Raw genomic sequence first — 20,767 nt, 5'->3', positions numbered from 1 at the left:
TTTGATAATCAATTTTGGTTGTCAATTGGATAATTAATTATCGATTTGATAATTAAATGCTATGCTGAGCTCAGGTAATGATGTGTTTGAACAAGTGGCGGTAATATGGATCAATATAAGAATGATTGGATACAAGTCGCTTTAGATATCTCCTCCAGTATTTCAGAGCAAGACCGCTTTGAGCGCTTACTGGCGACCATTCAAAGTCAGCTTAAATGCGATGCTGCCGCACTATTGCTATTCAAAGGGCAACAGTTTATTCCACTTGCAATCAATGGCTTGACTGAAGATGTGTTAGGCAGACGCTTTGAAATTGAACAACATCCTCGCTTAGAAGCGATTGCCCGTGCAGGTGATATCGTCAGATTCCCGCCTGACAGTGATTTACCCGACCCCTATGATGGACTCATCCCGAATCATGATGAAATGCTTCATGTTCACTCCTGCATTGGCTTACCGCTTATTCAGCAAGGTCGCCTAATTGGCGCTGTCACCATCGATGCTTTTGACCCTCACCAGTTTGATGACTTTCAAGACAGTGATTTACGTTTAATCAGTGCCTTGGCGGCAAACAGCTTACATACCGCCTTATTAGTGGAAAAACTAGAAAGCAATATTGACGTTATTAATTCAGAAAAGCCTCAAAGCTTTAGCGCCAGTCACCATGAGATGATTGGGAAATCGAAAGGCATGCAGGCGCTAAAATCTCATATTGAGGCGGTAGCACAAACGGATTTGTCGGTACTAATTATGGGTGAAACAGGCGTGGGTAAAGAGCTGGTTGCGCATGCTGTTTTTGAAAAGTCGACTCGAAGCACCCAGCCATTTATTTACCTTAACTGCGCCGCATTGCCAGAATCTGTGGCTGAAAGTGAGTTATTTGGTCATGTGAAAGGCGCGTTTACTGGGGCGATTAGTCATCGAAAAGGTAAGTTTGAACTAGCCAATAATGGCACTTTATTTTTAGATGAAGTGGGTGAGCTGTCGTTAGCATTACAAGCAAAATTACTGCGGGCATTGCAGTATGGCGATATTCAACGTGTTGGTGATGATAATAATATTAAAGTTGATGTGCGCATTATCGCCGCAACTAATCGCATCATGCATGAAGAGGTTAAAGCTGGGCATTTTAGATCTGACTTATATCATCGTTTAAGTGTGTTTCCTTTATTTGTACCGCCACTACGAGAACGCGGTAAAGACATTATATTACTGGCAGGTTTTTTCGCAGAGCGTTGCCAGCACAAACTGAATGTCGCCAGCATTAAACTGGATACTCAGGTGCTTGCGTTGTTACAACAAACCCAGTGGGAAGGGAATGTACGTGAATTAGAGCACGCTTTGAATCGCGCTGCAGTGCTGGCCAAAGCGGAAACTAATTCAACGCACCTAATTCTAAAACCTCATCATTTTAATTTACTGCAAACAACGCAGCTGATGTTCTCTGAAGATGAGTCCTCAAATGCATCAACTCAGGTAACTAAGCCTAGTTTATCGCAGCAGTCATTTGAATCACAGAAGGGATTTGAACCCTATGTGCATATGGATTTAAAAAATGCCACAGAACTGTTTCAAACTAAAATGATTCAACAAACCTATGTCGCCAATAATGAAAAACTGACCAATACAGCCAATGCACTAGGATTAAGCCCCGGTAATCTACATCGATTAATGAAACGACTCAATTTAAAGTAAGTAAACGATTCTCTTGATACATTTAGTTGGTAATGTTTTAAATTAGACTAACCGATATTGTTGAGTACAAGGAAGGTAAATGAAAGCTATCTATTTGTTTGATTGGGGTGACACCTTGATGGTCGACTTTACCGATGAGCAAGGAAAAATGTGTCATTGGGAAAAGGTTAAAGCGGTTGATGGCGCAATTGAAACCCTTGCTTACTTGTCATCATCTGCTGATATTTATGTCGCCACTGGCGCTGCAGACTCCGCAGAAGTTGACATTAAACAAGCTTTGAACGTGTAGGATTAGATCCATTCATTAGCGGCTATTTTTGCAAAGCAAACCTTGGTTTCTCTAAAGGAGAAGTTGAGTTCCTGCCGTCAATCATTAATAAACTTGATGCTGAAAAGTCTCAAGTAACCATGGTAGGGGACAGTTTACTTAAAGATATTCAGCCAGCGATTGCAGCGGGTATTAACGCAATTTGGTTGACTGACCAGCCGAGACTCCAAGTTCCTCATGGCGCCAGTGCTATTCAACAATTGAATGAGCTTTGCATCTGAAGCATAAGTAAGCCTTTAATAAACTATTTTTAAATAATCAAAATTTATTAACTTCGTTGCTTAATGCTATTTTTACCATAGAATCAATAAACTTAGCCGCTTCTCCCCTTGATAAATATGAGAATAACAATGAATAAATTAACCATGTTGTCATGTATTACACTACTTGCTTCATCGTTTGGCAGCGTTGCCAATGACAAGCCGTTTGCCATCGCTATTCATGGCGGTGCAGGCACGATAAAGGCCAGTAGTTTTACCCCTGAACAAGAACAAGCCTATCGCGCTAAATTAAAAGAGGCCGTTGATACGGGTTATGTGGTGTTAGAAAAGGGCGGTTCAAGCCTTGAAGCAGTAACTCAAGCTATTAATGTTTTAGAGGATTCGCCATACTTTAATGCAGGCAAAGGGGCGGTTTATACCCACAATGAACAGCATGAAATGGACGCCTCTATTATGGATGGAAAAACCATGAATGCAGGCGCTGTATCGGGGGTTAAGCACGTTAAAAATCCCATTGATTTGGCGCGTTTGGTGATGGATAAATCAGTACATGTGATGCTCTATGGCGAAGGCGCTGAAGAGTTTGCCTTAACCCAAGGGGTGCCGCTGGTTGCCAATGAGACTTTTAATACTCAACACCGCTATGAATCATTGCAACGGGCTAAAGCTAAAATGGAGCAAGCAAAATTAGATAATAAAGACTATATCGCTTCCCATAATGCACTCGATGTCGAATTTAAAGTGGGCACAGTGGGCGCGGTAGCTCTGGATAAAAGTGGCAATATTAGTGCGGGTACATCAACAGGCGGCATGACCAATAAGCGTTATGGTCGTATTGGTGACGCACCCGTTATTGGCGCAGGCACTTATGCTGAAAACGGTGTCTGTGCAGTATCAGCAACTGGCCATGGTGAATATTTTATTCGCTACCATGTGGCTGGGGATATTTGCGCCAAAGTGAAATACCAAGGTAAATCCATTATTCAATCTGCCGATGAAGTGATTAATCAGCGCCTTATCACTGCGGGTGGCACCGGCGGGGTTATCGCTATTGATCATCGCGGCAATATTGCCACACCATTTAATACCGAAGGTATGTACCGTGCGACCCGTAAAAAGGGTGAACAAGCCCAAGTGATGATTTGGCGAGATAAGTAAGCCCTTTAGTGCGTTTTTTAATACAAGTATTAAGCACTAGCTAAAAAGGCATCAAGTATTCACTTGGTGCCTTTTTTCTTTTAAGCCTTGTTTAAAACTGTTTAAAACTGTTTAAAACTGTTTAAAACTGTTTAATGTGATTGTGCTTGATTATTAATCACTTGAGGCGGGCAAATATTCCCTTTATCTTAATAGGGTTATTCAAATGTTGAGCTTGTGGTGAATTGTATTAGCAAGATCAATGCTAATAGGTATTACATAAGCGTGAGTCAGCGGTAAGCGATTAAAGTTTCTATAGTGCAAATAGAAAGTGATTGATGGTAACTCGTTAGCTGTTGTTGGACTATAGTTAATAATTCTATTTTTGAAATAAAATGGTCGTTGCTTTGTGTTTTTGTTGCAAAGTTTACAGCTTGTTTTGTTACTGCTTTATGGCTGTTGTACATAAGTATAAAAGTCGAGTTTATATGAGCTAAGCCTCTAAATTATCCGTGAGTTAGATACACAAAACCGTATAGTTATACTGAATTATGATTATGTACCAGCCTCAATAACAAGCTAGCTAAGCACAACACTAAACATAGGTTGTGAGACACAAGCTAAGTAAATGAATATTGAAGGTAGGCGATTAATGGGAAAGTCATTTTTTACATTGAATTTGAATGAATACACGCAAGTTGTGATTTGAAGTCAAAAGGCTACAAATACCTAAACGGCGCTGTTAGCCAGTAATGCAAAGACGATATGTAGTATTTAGGAATTTCTTTAAGATTAAGTATTATTAAGGCTAGTTATGAAAGTGGTTAAAGATGGTGTTTACGAGACGGCAAAAATGAACGTTGTGATTGAGGCTAGCTCTGTCATTAAAACATTCAAAAAGGTGAAGGATTACAAGAAGCGCTACTTCAGAGAAAAAATAGCCTTACAACGATTAATCGGGCTCGATAATTTCCCAAAACTACTTCATTTCGACGATGAAAATACCACGCTGACCATGAGTCGTTTAAAAGGTACTGCACCAGAAACCTTATCAGTGAAACAAATTATCCTGTTACGGGAAATGGTTGCCAATATGCTCGCTCAAGGTGTCGCGCGCCATGCAATGCCTGTGCGAGATTTATTAGCAGACAGTGATGAGAACCTGGGCATGGTTGATTTCGAAAGAATTACATTTCGAAGCTTTGAATGGTCGCCAATTTGGTTGATTGCCAAAAAGGTCAGTCATTACCATTTATATCGTTTAATACGAACTTATCAGCCGCAACAATTAACTGAACAAGAATATGCTTTTCTTGCAAAAACTGACACTATTCGTGATTATCTAATGAAGCTAAAACCATTAAAATTAAAACTAAAAAACATGTTTAAAAACCGCAGTAATAAGTAAGTATTAACTTGCCCCGTGATATAGCGATTTATGCCAAGCTTTAGGATTAATAATAGCGTGTCAGCAATAGAGGAGTCATCATGTCAGGTATTACAGAGTTAAATGCACTATTAAAGTCGATGGAGCCACAACTGCTGCCATCAGAATTTGTGTTCTGTACGGTTTCAGGCGCGTTAGTTGATTATATTTCCCTTGATCCTGTCGCCACATTTTGTGAAGCAGAAGGATTAACGCTAGTGTTGGATAAAACTGCCGCCCAACAAGCTGGTTTAGGGTTTGAAGGCTCATTTCGCCAAATAACCTTAACAGTGCATTCAAGTCTTGAAGCTGTAGGGTTAACCGCGGCGGTATCTGCCAAATTAACGGCTTATGGTATTAGTGCTAACGTGATTGCGGCTTATTATCACGATCATATCTTTGTTCCATCAGCTAAGGCCGAGTTGGCTCTTTTAGCCTTAAAAGAGTTTAGTGCAGTCACTTAAAGCAATTCTATCAACTTGCTTTAAGTGAGTTGGCCATCGCTACTATATTTAACTTAGCTGTAGTATTAAACTGCCTTGATACGATTCAACAAACTGCAGCTAAAGTTGCAATTCCTAATCTAGGTGTTAATGTTATTTTTAAATCTTTGATTGGTATGGATCATAGCTTGAATTGTGATAATTCGAGCTTTGTTTAAAATGGATAAAGGCTGAGAAGACATCTTGCTTCGACGTTTTATAGCTTATATTTAACTAAAGGATTAAGCTAATAATGATAGGTAAACACAATAAAATGTCAGGGAATGACTATTTTCTTTTCTTTTTAGAAAGCAGCTCAGATTTTATTTATTTTAAAGACAGGGATTTTCGATTTACCTATGCCAGCAGACCTTTTCTGGATCTTCTGCAAATAAAAAACCTTGAAGATATTATCGGAAAATCAGACTTTGATCTTTTTGATGAGGATCATGCCGCTCATTATCGACAGGTTGATAAAGACATATTAGCGGGTAAAGTTATTGATTCATTGCAAGAAACTTATTTTGATCAACATGGGAAGCTGTGCTGGATAAGCACCAGCAAAACCCCGATTTTTAATGATTCTAACGAAATAATAGGCATGTTTGGGATTAGCCGAGATATCACCCGAATAAAAGAATTAGAAGCGGAAACAACCAAGCTTGCCCAAACAGATAATTTAACCGGATTATGCAACCGTAACAGCTTTTTACAGCAGTCAAGATATACACTCAACCTTGCTCAGCGTAGCGGGAGCCATGCTTATTTATTCTTTATTGATGTAGATAGGTTTAAAGGCATTAATGACACCTATGGTCACCCATGTGGCGATGCTATTTTAAAAGAGATAGCGAGTCGCTTACAGCTTTCATGTCGAAAATCAGATTGTATTGCACGATATGGCGGTGATGAATTTTTAATATTGGTGACCGAAAATGATAGTTTAGGCATCCAAACTTTAGCTCGCAAAATTCATGAACTCAACAGTGAAACAATTACATACGAACAAACTACTTTTAATCTGTCATGCAGTATTGGGGTAGCCAAATTCCCAACAGATGCAGAAAATGCAGAAGGTTTAATAAAAGTTGCAGATGATTTGATGTATGAAGCTAAGAAATTAGGAAAAAATCGAACAGTGTTTTCACCTCAAATCGTCTTTACTTCAAATGATAACGAATGGGACGGTAAAGTCATTGGCTAGTCCTACCTTGTGCCTTGCTGGGTTAATGTGGCAAAAATGCAACGCAGTAATTAAAGTCGCTGTGATTTTTATATGAAGTCTCTATATCAGCAATTCATGCTATGACTGTTATAGCCTGCCATCGCTTAACTCAGCGCTTAATTGACCTGATCCATTAACTGCTCCATGCTATTGCCAATTAATTTAAAAGCCCTATTACAGCAATCTAATTATTCAATCTGCTGATGTTGTTAAATTTGACTACACTAAATAAGTGAACCGACAAATAGCAGTCACTGACGATCTCATTTTAGCCTGTTGAATTTAATGAATTAAGCTTCAGTGGTTCGGTCAAGCGTAAGCGCATAAAAACGATTTAAGGGGTAAATATTATGGATTCAATAAAAATATCTGATTATATGGATCGACAACCCGTACTTTTAAAAGCCGATATGTCACTGGCTACAGCTGTGGAGCATTTATTAAGCAACAAAAAAGCGGGCGCCGCCGTTATTGATAATAGCGGCGCATTGGTAGGCTTTTTATCTCAGCAAGATTGTATGTCGGTAATGCTTAAAAGTAGTTATCACTGCGATATGACAGAAACTGTGAAAGATTGCATGCAAACAGAGGTACTAACCGCATCGCCCGATGGCAGTATTTTACAACTTGCAGAGCAAATGCTGGGGGCGAAACCTAAAATTTATCCGGTAGTAGAAGGCGGTAAAGTGATTGGCACCATTAACCGAACCAATGTACTAAGTGCGATGAATTTGTACATGCAGCAATGTTATTTAACCCCAGCATAGGCAGGAAAAGTCTAAACTAATACCATTCAGTCTAGTTCCTTGCTAGGATCGCATTTTTTGAAATACTTGCTAGGAATTAGATTTGAATTCAGATCAACACCCGCTCTCTAAAGCATACCTAAACTCATGTTATCAAACCGATGCGGCTAAAATTCGTCGTCGGTTGTTTCAGTTAAAAAAAGAGCCGCAATCTGAAAAGAAAGATCAACTCCTGGCTAAGTTATCAGAGCAAGCCGTTAAAGCGTTTGATAAAGCCCAATATAGGCTTAATAACATTCCTAAAGTGAGTTACCCTGACTCGCTACCTGTATCGCAAAAACGTCATGATATTGCCTCAGCCATTGCCAATAATCAGGTGGTGATTGTTGCTGGTGAAACCGGCTCAGGTAAAACCACTCAGTTACCAAAAATTTGTTTAGAGTTAGGCCTTGGTACCCGTGGCTTAATTGGCCATACCCAGCCAAGACGATTAGCCGCAAGAAGTGTGGCAAATCGCGTCGCTGAAGAGATAAACAGCCCGCTAGGCGAGGTTGTTGGCTTTAAAGTCCGTTTTGCTGATGCCATTAGTCCAGATAGTTACATCAAGCTAATGACCGACGGTATTTTATTAGCGGAATTGACCTCTGATAAGTTCTTGAATCAATACGATGCCATCATCATTGATGAAGCTCATGAGCGTAGCCTCAATATCGATTTCATTTTAGGCTACTTAAAACAAGTGCTTAAAAAGCGTCCTGATTTAAAAGTTATTATTACCTCAGCAACCATTGATGTTGAGCGCTTCTCGAAGCATTTCAATCAAGCCCCTGTCATTGAAGTATCTGGACGTACTTTCCCGGTTGAGACTCGCTACAGGCCATTAGTCCGTGATACCGATGCAGACCTAGATGTCAGTGACGGTATTTTTTCTGCTGTTGATGAGTTAATGGCAGAAGGCCCTGGTGATATCTTGATTTTCATGAACGGTGAGCGAGAAATTCGTGATACCACCGAAATGCTGCGTAAGCAAAACTATCGCGATACAGAAGTGCTGCCGCTATATGCGCGTTTATCCTATGGCGAGCAATCAAAAGTCTTTAAAAGTCATGTAGGCCGCAGAATTGTATTGGCAACCAATGTCGCTGAAACATCATTAACGGTACCTGGGATTCGCTATGTTATTGATCCCGGCACAGCGCGTATTAGCCGCTACAGTTACCGCACTAAGGTGCAGCGTTTACCTATTGAACCAATATCACAAGCCAGTGCTAATCAGCGCCAAGGTCGTTGTGGTCGTGTTGCGGCGGGTATTTGTATTCGTTTATACGATGAAATGGATTTTATGCAGCGTCCGGAATTTACCGACCCTGAAATCCTGCGTACTAACTTAGCATCGGTTATTTTGCAGATGTTAGCCATTGGTTTAGGCGATATCGCTGGATTCCCGTTTATTCAGCCGCCAGAAGAGAAACACATCCGTGATGGTTTCTTATTGCTTGAAGAGCTACAGGCGGTTAAAAAGCAGCGCAAAGATCTGGTGTTGACAAACTTGGGTCGAAATCTCGCTAAAATCCCGTTAGATCCTCGCTTAGCCCGTATGGTGCTTGAAGCAAAAGATATGAATTGTCTACATGAAGTGATGGTTATTGCTGCTGGTTTGTCGATTCAAGACCCACGCGAAAGACCCATAGATAAGAAGCAAGCGGCGGACGAGTGTCACAAACGTTATACCGATAAAGACTCTGACTTTGCCAGTTGGGTTAATTTGTGGAATTACATTAAAGATCAAAAAAACGAGTTATCGGCAAGCCAATTTAGAAAGCAGTGCCGTGAAGAATATTTAGCCTATTTACGGGTACGTGAATGGCAAGATTTATACACCCAGCTTAAACAAGCCGTGCATGACTTAAAGTGGCGTTTAAATGATACCCCTGCAGGTTATGACAACCTGCATAAAGCCTTATTGTCAGGTTTGTTGAGTCATATTGGTTTTAAAGATGCCAATAACGAGTACCTTGGTGCCCGTAACCGTAAGTTTTTTGTGTTCCCGGGGTCACCACTGGCTAAAAAAGGCCCTAAGTGGATCATGGCAGCAGAGCTAACTGAAACCTCGCGTTTATTTGCTCGCTGCTGCGCCAAAATTCAGCCTGAATGGTTAGAGCCTCTTGCTGCGCATTTGATTAAGAAAAATCATATCGAGCCGCACTTTGAAGCCAAACCCGCCAGTGTTATCGCTTTTGAAAACCAAGTGCTTTACGGCTTAACCGTGGTTAATCGCCGCCGAGTGCAATATGGCCCGATAGAACCTGTGGAAGCGCGGGAGATATTTATTCGCAGCGCATTAGCAGAAGGGCAGTTACAAACCAAAGAACCGTTTTTTGTTAAAAACCAGCAGCTACTTAATGATATTGAATCCCTAGAGCACAAATCACGTCGCCGCGATATTTTAGTTGATGAACAAGTGCTGGTGGATTTTTACGAACCGATAATTCCGCAAGGGATTTATAACGCGCCACTGTTTTTTAAATGGTGGAAAGAAGCCCGTAAAGCCTCACCTGAGTTACTTGATTTTAACCAAGAGCTGTTAATGCAGCGCAGTGCTGACCATGTTTCAGCATTGGATTTTCCTGAGATTTGGCATAAAGCCAACTTGGGCTTAAAAGTGAGTTATCACTTTGAGCCCGCGGCGGTTGATGATGGCGTGTCTATTCATATTCCTGTGGCGTTAATTAACCAAATTGATACTGCAGACTTTGATTGGTTAGTGCCGGGGTTACGCGAAGAAAAAGTAGTGGCGCTGATTAAATCATTACCTAAAACCCTGCGTCGTAATTTTGTACCCGCACCTGATTATGGCCGAGCTTGTGTACAAGCGATGGAGCCGTTTGCAATGCCAATGCTTGATTCTATGTGCAAACAGTTATTAAGAATGACAGGGACCCGTATTAGCGCTGATGATTTTGATTTAAGCCAGTTAAGCGCGCATCTGACAATGAATTTTAAAATTGAAGATGATAAACATCGCTTGGTAGATCAAGGTAAAGATCTCGATGCCTTGAAAGATAAACTGCAAGGTGTGGTGGCTAAAGCCATTCGCAATGTCGCTGAAGATGGCATTGAAAAGAAAGATATTACTACTTGGTCATTTGGCGACTTACCTAAGCAATATCAAAAACGCAGGGGCAACTATGAAGTTAAAGCATATCCAGCGCTAATTGACGAGAAAAGTCAGGTGTCGATTAAACTGTTTGATGATGAATTTGAGGCAGAGCGACATCATAGAGCAGGTTTAAGACGCTTATTGCTGATTAACATTCCGTCACCGGTTAAGCATTTACAAAAAGCATTGCCTAACAAAGCCAAGCTTGCGATGTATTTTAATCCGTTTGGACAAGTACAGTTGTTAATTGACGATATAATTTCGGCATCAGTGCAGCAACTACTTGATGAAAAACAATTAGATGTGCGCAATGAACAGCAATTTGAGCAAGCTAAAGATTGGGTTAGACAAGAGCTTAATGGCTATGCTGAACAAATCTCACTGCAAGTGGAGCAAGTGCTGACTATCTATCAACGCATCAAAAAACGCTTAAAAGGCAAGATCAGCTTAGATATTGCCTTTGCGATGAGTGACATCAACAACCAGCTTGATAAGTTAGTGTTTAGAGGTTTTGTTGAGCATTGCGGTTGGAAACGGCTCGCTGATGTCGGCCGTTACCTTAAAGCGATAGAGAATCGCCTTGAAAAGCTGCCTGTTGACCCAACCCGTGATCGCTTACATATGGTGAGCATTAGTAAACTTCAGGACTTACTTTCAGCGCAATTAGCCAAGGTACCTAAAACTCAACCAGTGCCAGAAGCACTGCTTGAAGCCCGCTGGATGATAGAAGAATACCGAGTGTCTTGCTTTGCGCAGGTACTTGGTACAGCTTATCCTATTTCTGAAAAACGGGTCGTCATGCATATAAAGCAGGCATGATGGGTGACTAATCCTGTTTGTTAAGTTTAAATACCAATAAAAACGCGTAATTTACGCGTTTTTTTATGGGTAAATTTTGCGCCGCCGCGAGTGAAAAGTGTTTAAATGCCCTGACAGTGAAATCTGTTGTTGAAGTTAAAATTCTAACAATTTAATGCTAATTTGTGATCTTTTATGAAAGACTTTCAGTTTTAGGAGCGTAAAAATCGTATATAAACGAATATCTTGTATATTGAACATACGATTTGGTAAGTTTTTCGTAATTATTGGTATCATTAAAAGTGTTGGCTTGCTACAATTAGCCTTAAGAAGACCGATGGTTGCGCTTCTCTGTATTGGTAAATGTCACCCCTAATTATAGACATGCCATGCACCTTACAAACGACCTAAGATTGATAGGAGTTATTATGGAAGTTCATGAATATGATAATGCTTATTACCAAGTAAAAGACGATGTTTTAGAGTCGTTACCTACTGAAGAAGAATAAGCGGATCGAACTAATAGTATTAGCTCTTTCACAAGCATAAAAAAAGCAGCCTCAGCTGCTTTTTTTATGCTTAAAATTCGCGAGTCGACCTAGCTTAACTCACGTTGGCTAAAGACCGCTTACAGGTCAATGCGGCCCTTTTCAGTTATTACGCCAGTGATGGTCCAACGGTTACCGTTTTTAATGAGTTTAATGGTACGGTCATCAACCCAAGGGTTGCCGCCTTTTAAGCCTTCCATTTTAACTTTTACATCAACTTCATCGGTAAATTTGCGGAAAAAGTCGATATTGATATCGTCAACACTCATATTAACCTCTGTCATGGACAGCCCCAACACATGGCGCTGTACTGCTGAGGCAATATGGTAATGGGAGATGATATCTTTTAATTCTTGATTGACATAAATCATGGCTTGATTGATATCTCTATCAACATAAATAGCATTAAAGAATCCCAATGATACTTCTTCAGGGGAGAGTGGTTTTTCTAATCGGCCTTGAGGGTTTTGTTCAGAAGGACTGCAGGCACTTAAAAGTAATAAACAGATAATAACAACGATTTTATGCATGATGAGTTGATAAGGTAAAATAAGATGATTGAGTATCGCTATTTAAAGGCTCAGACACAAGAATAACGCAAATATTCCAGAAAATATTAAATAGATCTTGACTGAAAAACTCAGCCGTGGCATATCTTAGTAACTCAATACTTAGACTGCTATGTATAACTTCATGTTATCCACAAAATCTGTGGACAACTATGTTGAAGACTATATTCGGCCTGCGTAACGTCATGAAAATTAACAGTTATCAATGCTGGTTAAAAAATAACATCATAATTTCCCCCTCGAATCTTTTTGCTTTTCACTTGCTTTTTTATCATTTTATCCTTGCATTTGGGTAATAAATCCTTTTAGGTCGTTGAAAATTCAAACCCTTGTTTAATGCTGAAATCCTATGCAGATTCATGTCATAAATGCAGTGTGAATAGCGGCGTTCTTGCTGGGGATATTTAGTGGCTTACAGACCACAACAGATTTTTATTACTCGATGACGTATGACGTATGACGTATGACGTGCATGGATGAGCAATTTACTGATAATGGCATAGGGTTTTTACCATAGAAGGTTACTGAGGTATTTTTAAGGTGGTAGCGGTTAATGGCAGGGTATTTTAAGCAGGGGAAGTGAGAGTAGCAAGTTGTAAAGTCGCCTGCTTGTTAGCTTAAATTTTGGTTTTACAGCCTAATAACAGGGCTGTCATTGTTCAGCTTTTGTAATTACGGCTTAGTTTTAAATGAATTTGGCCCCAAAAAAAAAGCACTAGCGTTAGACGTTAGTGCTTTTCGGCTTAAAACTTAGCGCAGCTTACATCGCGCTACTTAAAGTCATTAAGCTTGTTCGTTTTGTTTAGCTTGAATCGCAGTCAATGCGATGGTGTAAACAATATCATCGACCAATGCGCCGCGTGATAAATCGTTTACTGGTTTGCGCATACCTTGCAGCATTGGACCAATACTGATCAGATCAGCACTACGCTGTACCGCTTTGTAAGTCGTATTACCAGTATTTAAGTCTGGGAATACGAATACCGTCGCTTTACCAGCTACAGGGCTGTTAGGCGCTTTAGAGCGGGCCACATTTTCCATCACTGCCGCATCATATTGTAATGGACCGTCAATGACTAAGTCAGGGCGTTTTTCTTTCGCGATACGGGTTGCTTCACGTACTTTATCAACATCAGAACCGGTACCTGAAGTACCCGTTGAGTAGCTGATCATCGCAACGCGCGGCTCAATACCAAATGCAGCAGCAGATTCAGCTGATTGAATGGCAATATCTGCTAATTGATCAGGGTTTGGATCTGGGTTAATCGCACAGTCACCATAAACAAGTACTTGATCAGGCATCAACATAAAGAAGATAGATGACACTAAGCTTGAGCCTGGCGCTGTTTTAATTAACTGCAGCGGTGGGCGAATGGTATTGGCAGTGGTATTTACTGCGCCTGAAACGATACCGTCAACTTCATCTTGCGCCAGCATCATGGTGCCTAACACCATGTTATCTTCTAACTGCTCTTTAGCGACAACTTCAGTAAGGCCTTTGTGACGACGTAAATCAAGCATACCTTCTACATAGCGCTCACGTGCTTGCAGTGGATCGATGATTTGTACGCCTTCACCTAAAACCACATCTTGTGATGCAGCAATACGTTGAATTTCTTCTGCATTACCTAAAAGTACACAACGGGCAATGCCACGTTCAGCACAAATAGCGGCAGCTTTAATGGTTCTTGGCTCTTCACCTTCAGGCAGGACAATGGTCTTTTTCGCAGCGCGAGCAAGTTCAGTTAACTTGTATCTAAATGCTGGTGGCGATAAACGATGTTCTCTTGGCGAGTTTTCAGTAACGCTTTCAATCCAGCTTTGATCAATATGACTGGCAACATATTCTTGAACGTAGTCAATACGTACAGCGTCATCAACCGGTACTTCATGGTCAAAACGTTGAATATTAAGCGATGTCTGCCATGTGTTACTGTCTACAAGGAATACCGGTAAACCGGTATCAAAGGCACGTTCACACAATGCCATGACTTCTGGTTCAGGCTCGTAACCACCAGTCAGTAATAACGCACCAATTTTCACGCCGTTCATGGCGGCAAGACAGGCTGCGACAATCACGTCAGAGCGATCCCCTGAGGTGACCAATAATGAGTCGGTGCGCATATGAGTAACCATGTTTGGAATACTACGGGCACAGAAGGTCACTTTACGTAAACGACGGGTGTTCATTTCACCGGCATTGATGATTTTGGCATGTAAATGCTTGGCTAAATCAGATGCACGTGGAGACACTAAGTCCAGGTTATATGGCACGCTACCTAAAATGCGTAATGGGCTTTTACCTGGCAGTTGGAACATCGCTGATGAATCAGCTTTGTTAATGTCGGTGTGATCAAATATCTCTGATAAGTCAGGACGTGTTGCGCCTTCTTCATCAACAGGTGCACCAATTTTATTGATGATAGAACCAATAAGACGTTTGTTTTTAACGCCGCCCCAAGAGTTATAAGCGATTTCTAAGCGGTTCATTAGACCGTTAGGTGAATCGTTACCCGGAGTCGCGATGAAAATGATATCCGCATCTAATGCTTTAGCAATTTCAAAGTTAATGTCATCTGAGAAAGGGTGGTTACGCGTTGGCACTAAACCTTCAATAACGATGGTCTCAGTGTTTGATGCACATTCACTCGCGCGAGCAATGATTTGCTCCATGAGTACATCAATTTGCTCTGCACGGATCAGGTTCTCAGCATGTTCCATTGAAAATGGCTCAAGCGGGTTAACCGTTGGAGAGTGACTTAAAATGGTGGTTGAACGTTCAGGGCCGGTATCGCCGTTACGGATTTGCGCGATAGGCTTGAAAAATTGAACTTTAACACCTTTGCGCTCTAAGGCACGTACCATCCCAAGGCTTAATGAGGTTAAACCTACACCTGTGCCGATTGGAATTAACATGATATTACGAGACATAAAAACCTCTAATATAAATTGAACAAAGCCTGTTTAATAACAGGCTTTAAAAAGAATTAAGCAATTAACGATTAAGCAGTGATCAGCTTGATAGCATCTTCTGCGATAACCCATTCTTCGTTAGTTGGGATAACCATCGCAACTGTGCTGCCTTCTTCAGTGATAATACCTTCATTACCGAAACGCGCTGCAGTGTTCTTTTCTGCATTCACTTGGAAGTTGAAAATTTGCAGCATGTTAAGTACTTTTTCACGGATGAGATCTGAGTTTTCACCGATACCACCAGTGAAGATAACAGCATCTAAACGACCTAATGGCACAGTGTAAGAAGCAATGTACTTAGCTAAACGGTAGCAGAAAATTTCTAATGCTAAGGTTGCGCCTTTATGGCCATCTTTATAACCGTCTTCAATACCGCGGCAGTCGTTAGTCAGCTCTGAAATACCTAATAAACCACTTTGCTTATTGATTAAGTTATGAACTTCATCAAGGGTGTAACCTAATTGGTTCACTAAATGGAACACGATTGAAGGATCCATATCGCCACAACGTGTACCCATTACTAGGCCTTCAAGTGGTGTTAGACCCATTGAAGTATCAACGCTCTTTCCGCCTTTAATGGCAGTAACAGATGCACCGTTACCAAGATGGGCAACGACAACATTAGTATCAGCAACGTCTTTGTTTAATACTTTAGCGGCTTCGCGGCTAACAAATAAGTGGCTAGTACCGTGCATGCCATAACGACGAATACCATGTTCACGGTATAGTTTGTAAGGAAGTGCATAAACATAAGCACGCTCAGGCATGGTTTGGTGGAAAGCTGTATCAAATACCGCAACTTGAGGAAGTTTTGGGAATGATGCAATAGCAGCGCGAATACCAATTAAATGTGCAGGGTTATGAAGTGGTGCCAGTGATGCACAGTCTTCGATACCTTTGATCACATCTTCAGTGATAAGCACTGAACGAGAGTATTTCTCTCCACCATGAACAATACGATGACCAATAGCTTGGATTTGAGCAGCAAGTTCTGGCTGACCAGCAAGAATATCTTTAACAATAAATTCAACCGCTTCACGGTGAGCAGTAAATGCACCTAAACTAGCTTCATTTTTCGCGCCGTTTACTTTCCATTTAATACGTGAATCTTCTAAACCGAAACATTCCGCAAGACCAGAGATATAATCATCACCTGAAACGGCATCAATAACGGCAAATTTTAAAGAAGAGCTACCACAGTTGAGAACCAATACGAGTTTTTCTGACATGTTGAGACCTTTACATTCTAATCGAACAAAATTTAAATTGATGTGAAACCTTGTTATTTCAACAATCAATCATAGTTAATGATTTACAAATTAGCCGATAAATTTAGCTGAAATTTGGGGCTAAATAGGGCTGTGTGCTATTGTGCATGTATCTATTAATTGATTTAGGGCATACCGTTGAACGTAAAAGTATTCAAAATCATCGGCGATGGTCGACGTTATATGAAAACGTGGCCAATGATCCGACAACTTGGGTTTTATTTCCCTGAATACCGCGTTGTAAGGGCAACCCATTTAGGCATCATGTTCATGCCTTTTTTTGCTATTTTGGCTGCAATGAGCCAAGTGTATGTCAATGGATGGGCGTTTTTGCCCCAAGCCATTGCCATTTTATTATTTTTTATCAGCTTACCTGTTCAAGGCTTGCTGTGGTTGGGCTGGCGTGCAAGACACCCGTTGCCACTGACCTTATTTGATTGGGCTAACCAACTCAGTGCAAAGCTAACCGCAATGGGGATTAGCAATAAACCGTTGGGCCCTAAAGCGTGTTACTTAGATATGGCAGTGATTTTAAAAGTGGCCTTTGACCGTTTAGATCGCAGTTACTGGGAAGAGCTATAGCCTTCAAGGGTTACACACTTTAAAAATGACTGAGTCAATCATAAGTTAGCGAAACTTAATAATTGGCACTTATTCCACGCTCGACGAATACCGCTTTAATGGCTTCCATCGTTTCTTTACTTGGCGGCTCTACACCTTCTAACGGATAGGTTTCACCGAAAGCTTCCCACTTATGGGTGCCAAGCTGGTGGTAGGGCAGTAATTCAACTTTCTCAACGTTTGTCATCGGCTTGATAAAATCTGCCAAGGCAATGGCTGAGTCGATATCTTCAGTAAAACCGTTAACCACAACATATCTAACCCAAGTTTTTTGCTGACGCTTAGCAAGGTGCTGTGCAAATTGCAGTGTGCGTTGGTTGCTCACTTTGGTTAAATCAATGTGTTTGGCATCATTCATTTGCTTGATATCAAGCAATACTAAGTCGGTGTTATCGAGTAGTTCATCGATAATCGGTGTGTATTTTCGAACGAAACCATTGGTATCGAGACAGGTATGCAAATCGTTTTGCTTACAGGCTTTAAAGAGCTCGTTTACGAAATCAGCTTGAAGAATCGCTTCTCCACCAGTTGCTGTAACGCCACCTGATTTTAAGAAAGGTTTGTAGCTGATGATTTGGCTCATGAGTTCATCAACACTGACCTCTTTACCACCATCTAAATCCCAAGTGTCACGGTTATGGCAGTATTGGCATTTCATTAAGCAGCCTTGCATAAAGGCAACGAAACGAATGCCTGGGCCATCTACTGTGCCAAAAGACTCGATTGAGTGAATGCGACCTGTGGTCATGAGAACTCCGAACAAACAAATGAAAAAAGGTTGTGCTAATTAGCAATAGTGACATCACTTATATTAGCACAACCGATTTTAGTTGATATTACATGCTTTTAGTAAAGGTACGTGTAATAACATCTTGTTGCTGTTCAGGTGTTAACGCGTTGAAACGTACCGCATAACCAGACACACGAATGGTTAACTGTGGGTATTTTTCAGGGTTAACAATCGCGTCTTCAAGCATTTCGCGGTTCATTACGTTAACGTTTAAGTGTTGACCACCTTCACTGTTAGCGTTGCTCATGAAGTAACCATCCATCAATGATGCAAGGTTAGCACGACGTCCAACTTCATCTTTACCTAGTGCATTTGGCACGATAGAGAATGTGTAAGAAATACCGTCTTGTGCGTGAGCAAATGGCAGTTTAGCTACTGATGTTAATGAAGCGATTGCGCCATTTTCATCACGACCATGCATTGGGTTAGCACCCGGAGCAAATGGTGCGCCAGCTGGACGACCATCAGGTGTAGTACCCGTTTTCTTACCGTATACAACGTTAGAAGTAATAGTAAGAATAGACTGTGTTGGAATCGCATTACGGTACATTTTCATGGTACGGATCTTAGCCATGAAACGTTCAACTAAGTCACAAGCGATGTCATCTACACGTGGGTCATTGTTACCAAATTTTGGATATTCACCAGAAATATCAAAATCAATTGCAATGCCGTCTTCGTCACGGATTGGCTTAACAGTACCGTATTTAATTGCAGATAGTGAATCGGCTGCAATTGAAAGACCTGCGATACCACATGCCATGGTGCGACGTACATCACGGTCATGTAATGCCATTAATGAAGCTTCGTATGAATACTTATCATGCATGTAATGGATAGAGTTAAGTGCTGTCACGTATTGTGTCGCTAACCAATCCATTAAGCCGTCTAAACGACCCATTACATCATCAAATTCTAATACTTCTGATGTGATTGCATCTGCTTTAGGTGCAACTTGGATTTTTAGTTTTTCATCAACACCGCCGTTGATAGCGTAAAGCATGGTTTTCGCTAAGTTGGCACGGGCACCGAAGAACTGCATATGTTTACCCACAATCATTGGGCTAACACAACAGGCAATTGCGTAATCATCTGATTCGAAATCAGGACGCATTAAGTCATCATTTTCGTACTGGATTGAGCTCGTATCGATTGATACTTTTGCACAGTAGTTTTTGAAACCTTGTGGCAGCTCATTTGACCATAATACGGTAATGTTTGGCTCAGGGCTTGGGCCCATGTTGTAAAGCGTGTGTAAGAAACGGAAGCTTGATTTAGTTACCAAAGTACGACCGTCTAAACCCATACCAGCAATTGATTCAGTTGCCCAGATTGGGTCGCCTGAGAACAATTCATCGTATTCAGGAGTACGTAAGAAACGCACCATACGAAGTTTCATTACGAAATGGTCAACCATTTCTTGTGCTTGTTCTTCAGTGATAACACCGTTAGCGATGTCACGTTCAACGAAGATATCGATGAAAGTAGAAGTACGGCCCAATGACATTGCTGCGCCATTTTGGCTCTTAACAGCTGCAAGGTAACCAAAGTAAGTCCATTGGATTGCTTCTTTTGCATTCGTCGCAGGAAGAGAAATATCACAGCCGTATTTTGCTGCCATTTTCTTGATTTGACCCAATGCACGATGTTGCTCTGCAATTTCTTCACGCAGTTGCATTGTGTAAGTTAAATCTTCGCCAGCTTCAAAACCTGCTTGAAGTGAAGAGAACTGAGCGTATTTATCTTGCATTAGGTAGTCAATACCGTAAAGCGCGATACGACGGTAATCACCAATGATACGGCCACGGCCATATGCATCAGGTAAACCAGTTAAAATACCAGATTTACGACAAGCCATAATTTCAGGAGTATAAATATCGAATACACCTTGGTTATGGGTTTTACGTAATTCAGAATAAGTGTATTTAACGTCTGCGTTTAATTCGCGGCCATAAGCTTTACAAGAGCCTTCAACCATACGAATACCACCATTTGGCAGCATTGAACGCTTAAGCGGCGCATCAGTTTGCAAACCAACGATAGTTTCTAAATCTTTATTGATGTAACCAGCATCATGAGAAGTAATGGTCGAAACCATTTCTGTGTCGAAATCAACAGGTGCGTGGGTTGCATTTTCTTGCTTGATGCCAACCATCACTTTTTCCCAAAGTGATTCAGTAGCTGCGGTAGCGCCAGCTAGGAAAGATTCATCACCTTCATATGGGTTGTAGTTTTTCTGAATAAAGTCACGAACGTTGACTTCTGTTTTCCAGTCGCCAGCTTCAAAACCTTGCCACGCATTTGCAAATAACTCTGTTTTATCGGTCATGGTAATTTACCTTCTCGTCAATTAACTGCTGCTGAACTGCGACTTGATGTTAGTTGATGTCTATTACAAACAAGTTTGCAGAACAAAAATTGAGATCCCTATTGATGGATGATCGCAAGGGCATCTAATCCGTTGGCTTAACCGTTATCGTAATAGCGATTAAGCTAAATTTCCCATTTGTCTAAATTGGTAAGACCAATTTACCCTGCAAAGATTAACATAGCTTTGGGTTAACTTCACTTAAAAAAATAAAATTTGGCTATGCGAACAGTGAAACTGTTAAGTGCTTAACAGTTTTTGAGCAAAAAGTTTTTTATTTAATCAATTGGGTCTATTCTTGCTAACCTTTTGCAAGCGTGCTGCTAAGGCTGCTTAGCCCTATATTGCTTGCTATACTGATTTATAGCACCTTTTAGAAAAACTGATACTTAATTAGTGGCTGTTAATCTAA

At 40.9% G+C, this 20,767-nt stretch carries 15 protein-coding genes; 10 read left to right on the top strand and 5 right to left on the bottom strand.

Going from position 1 to position 20,767, the window contains the following annotated elements:
• Nucleotides 1-105 precede the first annotated feature (105 nt).
• From norR to hrpA, 9 genes are all read left to right on the top strand, one after another.
• On the top strand, nt 106-1,695 hold the full coding sequence (gene norR / locus Q4591_RS11375) for a nitric oxide reductase transcriptional regulator NorR (protein ID WP_303461110.1): 1,590 nt from the start codon (nt 106-108) through the stop codon (nt 1,693-1,695).
• Nucleotides 1,696-1,774: 79 nt separating this feature from the next.
• Entirely contained in the window at nt 1,775-1,984 is a 210-nt protein-coding gene (locus Q4591_RS11370; protein ID WP_241903570.1) for a hypothetical protein, read from the top strand.
• A gap of 14 nt (nt 1,985-1,998) precedes the next feature.
• Nucleotides 1,999-2,244, top strand: coding sequence for an HAD hydrolase-like protein (locus Q4591_RS11365; RefSeq protein ID WP_241903572.1), 246 nt, complete (start codon nt 1,999-2,001; stop codon nt 2,242-2,244).
• A 117-nt stretch (nt 2,245-2,361) separates the two neighbouring features.
• Nucleotides 2,362-3,402 carry an isoaspartyl peptidase/L-asparaginase family protein gene (locus Q4591_RS11360; protein WP_303461107.1) on the top strand — a complete coding sequence of 347 codons (1,041 nt, stop codon included), beginning with the start codon at nt 2,362-2,364 and terminating at the stop codon, nt 3,400-3,402.
• Between the two features lie 793 nt (nt 3,403-4,195).
• A complete protein-coding gene (locus Q4591_RS11355; RefSeq protein ID WP_102439886.1) occupies nt 4,196-4,789 on the top strand; it encodes a hypothetical protein in 594 nt (197 codons plus the stop codon).
• A gap of 80 nt (nt 4,790-4,869) precedes the next feature.
• On the top strand, nt 4,870-5,271 hold the full coding sequence (locus Q4591_RS11350; protein WP_303461105.1) for an ACT domain-containing protein: 402 nt from the start codon (nt 4,870-4,872) through the stop codon (nt 5,269-5,271).
• Nucleotides 5,272-5,542: 271 nt separating this feature from the next.
• Nucleotides 5,543-6,493: a GGDEF domain-containing protein gene (locus tag Q4591_RS11345; protein ID WP_303461102.1), complete on the top strand. Its 951-nt coding sequence runs from the start codon at nt 5,543-5,545 to the stop codon at nt 6,491-6,493.
• Nucleotides 6,494-6,864: 371 nt separating this feature from the next.
• A complete protein-coding gene (locus Q4591_RS11340) occupies nt 6,865-7,281 on the top strand; it encodes a CBS domain-containing protein (protein WP_076539977.1) in 417 nt (138 codons plus the stop codon).
• An 82-nt stretch (nt 7,282-7,363) separates the two neighbouring features.
• Nucleotides 7,364-11,239 (top strand): ATP-dependent RNA helicase HrpA, encoded by a 3,876-nt coding sequence (hrpA, locus tag Q4591_RS11335; RefSeq protein WP_303461100.1) that lies wholly within the window; start codon nt 7,364-7,366, stop codon nt 11,237-11,239.
• Between the two features lie 607 nt (nt 11,240-11,846).
• On the opposite strand, the gene Q4591_RS11330 is transcribed toward hrpA, so the two are convergent.
• The 3 genes from Q4591_RS11330 to ackA form a co-directional block, all read right to left on the bottom strand.
• The gene (locus tag Q4591_RS11330) at nt 11,847-12,296 is read right to left on the bottom strand and encodes a hypothetical protein (RefSeq protein WP_102439878.1); all 450 of its coding nucleotides are present in this window, start codon (nt 12,294-12,296) and stop codon (nt 11,847-11,849) included.
• An 822-nt stretch (nt 12,297-13,118) separates the two neighbouring features.
• The gene (gene pta, locus Q4591_RS11325) at nt 13,119-15,266 is read right to left on the bottom strand and encodes a phosphate acetyltransferase (protein WP_102439877.1); all 2,148 of its coding nucleotides are present in this window, start codon (nt 15,264-15,266) and stop codon (nt 13,119-13,121) included.
• A 71-nt stretch (nt 15,267-15,337) separates the two neighbouring features.
• Entirely contained in the window at nt 15,338-16,537 is a 1,200-nt protein-coding gene (gene ackA / locus Q4591_RS11320; RefSeq protein WP_102439876.1) for an acetate kinase, read from the bottom strand.
• A gap of 177 nt (nt 16,538-16,714) precedes the next feature.
• Here ackA and yfbV point away from each other — a divergent pair, with 177 nt between their 5' ends.
• Nucleotides 16,715-17,158, top strand: a complete 444-nt coding sequence (gene yfbV / locus Q4591_RS11315; protein ID WP_102439875.1) for a terminus macrodomain insulation protein YfbV — start codon at nt 16,715-16,717, stop codon at nt 17,156-17,158.
• Between the two features lie 55 nt (nt 17,159-17,213).
• On the opposite strand, the gene pflA is transcribed toward yfbV, so the two are convergent.
• Both pflA and pflB read right to left on the bottom strand, forming a co-directional pair.
• Nucleotides 17,214-17,945 (bottom strand): pyruvate formate lyase 1-activating protein, encoded by a 732-nt coding sequence (gene pflA, locus Q4591_RS11310; protein ID WP_102519459.1) that lies wholly within the window; start codon nt 17,943-17,945, stop codon nt 17,214-17,216.
• Nucleotides 17,946-18,033: 88 nt separating this feature from the next.
• Nucleotides 18,034-20,316 carry a formate C-acetyltransferase gene (gene pflB / locus Q4591_RS11305; RefSeq protein ID WP_102439873.1) on the bottom strand — a complete coding sequence of 761 codons (2,283 nt, stop codon included), beginning with the start codon at nt 20,314-20,316 and terminating at the stop codon, nt 18,034-18,036.
• Nucleotides 20,317-20,767: the final 451 nt, after the last annotated feature.

The sequence above is a fragment of the Shewanella sp. 3_MG-2023 genome (assembly GCF_030548765.1).
Lineage (GTDB): Bacteria > Pseudomonadota > Gammaproteobacteria > Enterobacterales > Shewanellaceae > Shewanella.
The sequence above is the reverse complement of the archived record's forward strand: the minus strand, read 5'-3'. Positions and strand labels throughout refer to the sequence as shown.

Coding starts and splice junctions, on each gene's coding strand:
- norR (WP_303461110.1), top strand. CDS start 106: ATGGATCAATATAAGAATGATTGGATACAAGTCGCTTTAGATATCTCC.
- Q4591_RS11370 (WP_241903570.1), top strand. CDS start 1,775: ATGAAAGCTATCTATTTGTTTGATTGGGGTGACACCTTGATGGTCGAC.
- Q4591_RS11360 (WP_303461107.1), top strand. CDS start 2,362: ATGAGAATAACAATGAATAAATTAACCATGTTGTCATGTATTACACTA.
- Q4591_RS11355 (WP_102439886.1), top strand. CDS start 4,196: ATGAAAGTGGTTAAAGATGGTGTTTACGAGACGGCAAAAATGAACGTT.
- Q4591_RS11350 (WP_303461105.1), top strand. CDS start 4,870: ATGTCAGGTATTACAGAGTTAAATGCACTATTAAAGTCGATGGAGCCA.
- Q4591_RS11345 (WP_303461102.1), top strand. CDS start 5,543: ATGATAGGTAAACACAATAAAATGTCAGGGAATGACTATTTTCTTTTC.
- Q4591_RS11340 (WP_076539977.1), top strand. CDS start 6,865: ATGGATTCAATAAAAATATCTGATTATATGGATCGACAACCCGTACTT.
- Q4591_RS11330 (WP_102439878.1), bottom strand. CDS start 12,296: ATGCATAAAATCGTTGTTATTATCTGTTTATTACTTTTAAGTGCCTGC.
- pta (WP_102439877.1), bottom strand. CDS start 15,266: ATGTCTCGTAATATCATGTTAATTCCAATCGGCACAGGTGTAGGTTTA.
- ackA (WP_102439876.1), bottom strand. CDS start 16,537: ATGTCAGAAAAACTCGTATTGGTTCTCAACTGTGGTAGCTCTTCTTTA.
- pflA (WP_102519459.1), bottom strand. CDS start 17,945: ATGACCACAGGTCGCATTCACTCAATCGAGTCTTTTGGCACAGTAGAT.
- pflB (WP_102439873.1), bottom strand. CDS start 20,316: ATGACCGATAAAACAGAGTTATTTGCAAATGCGTGGCAAGGTTTTGAA.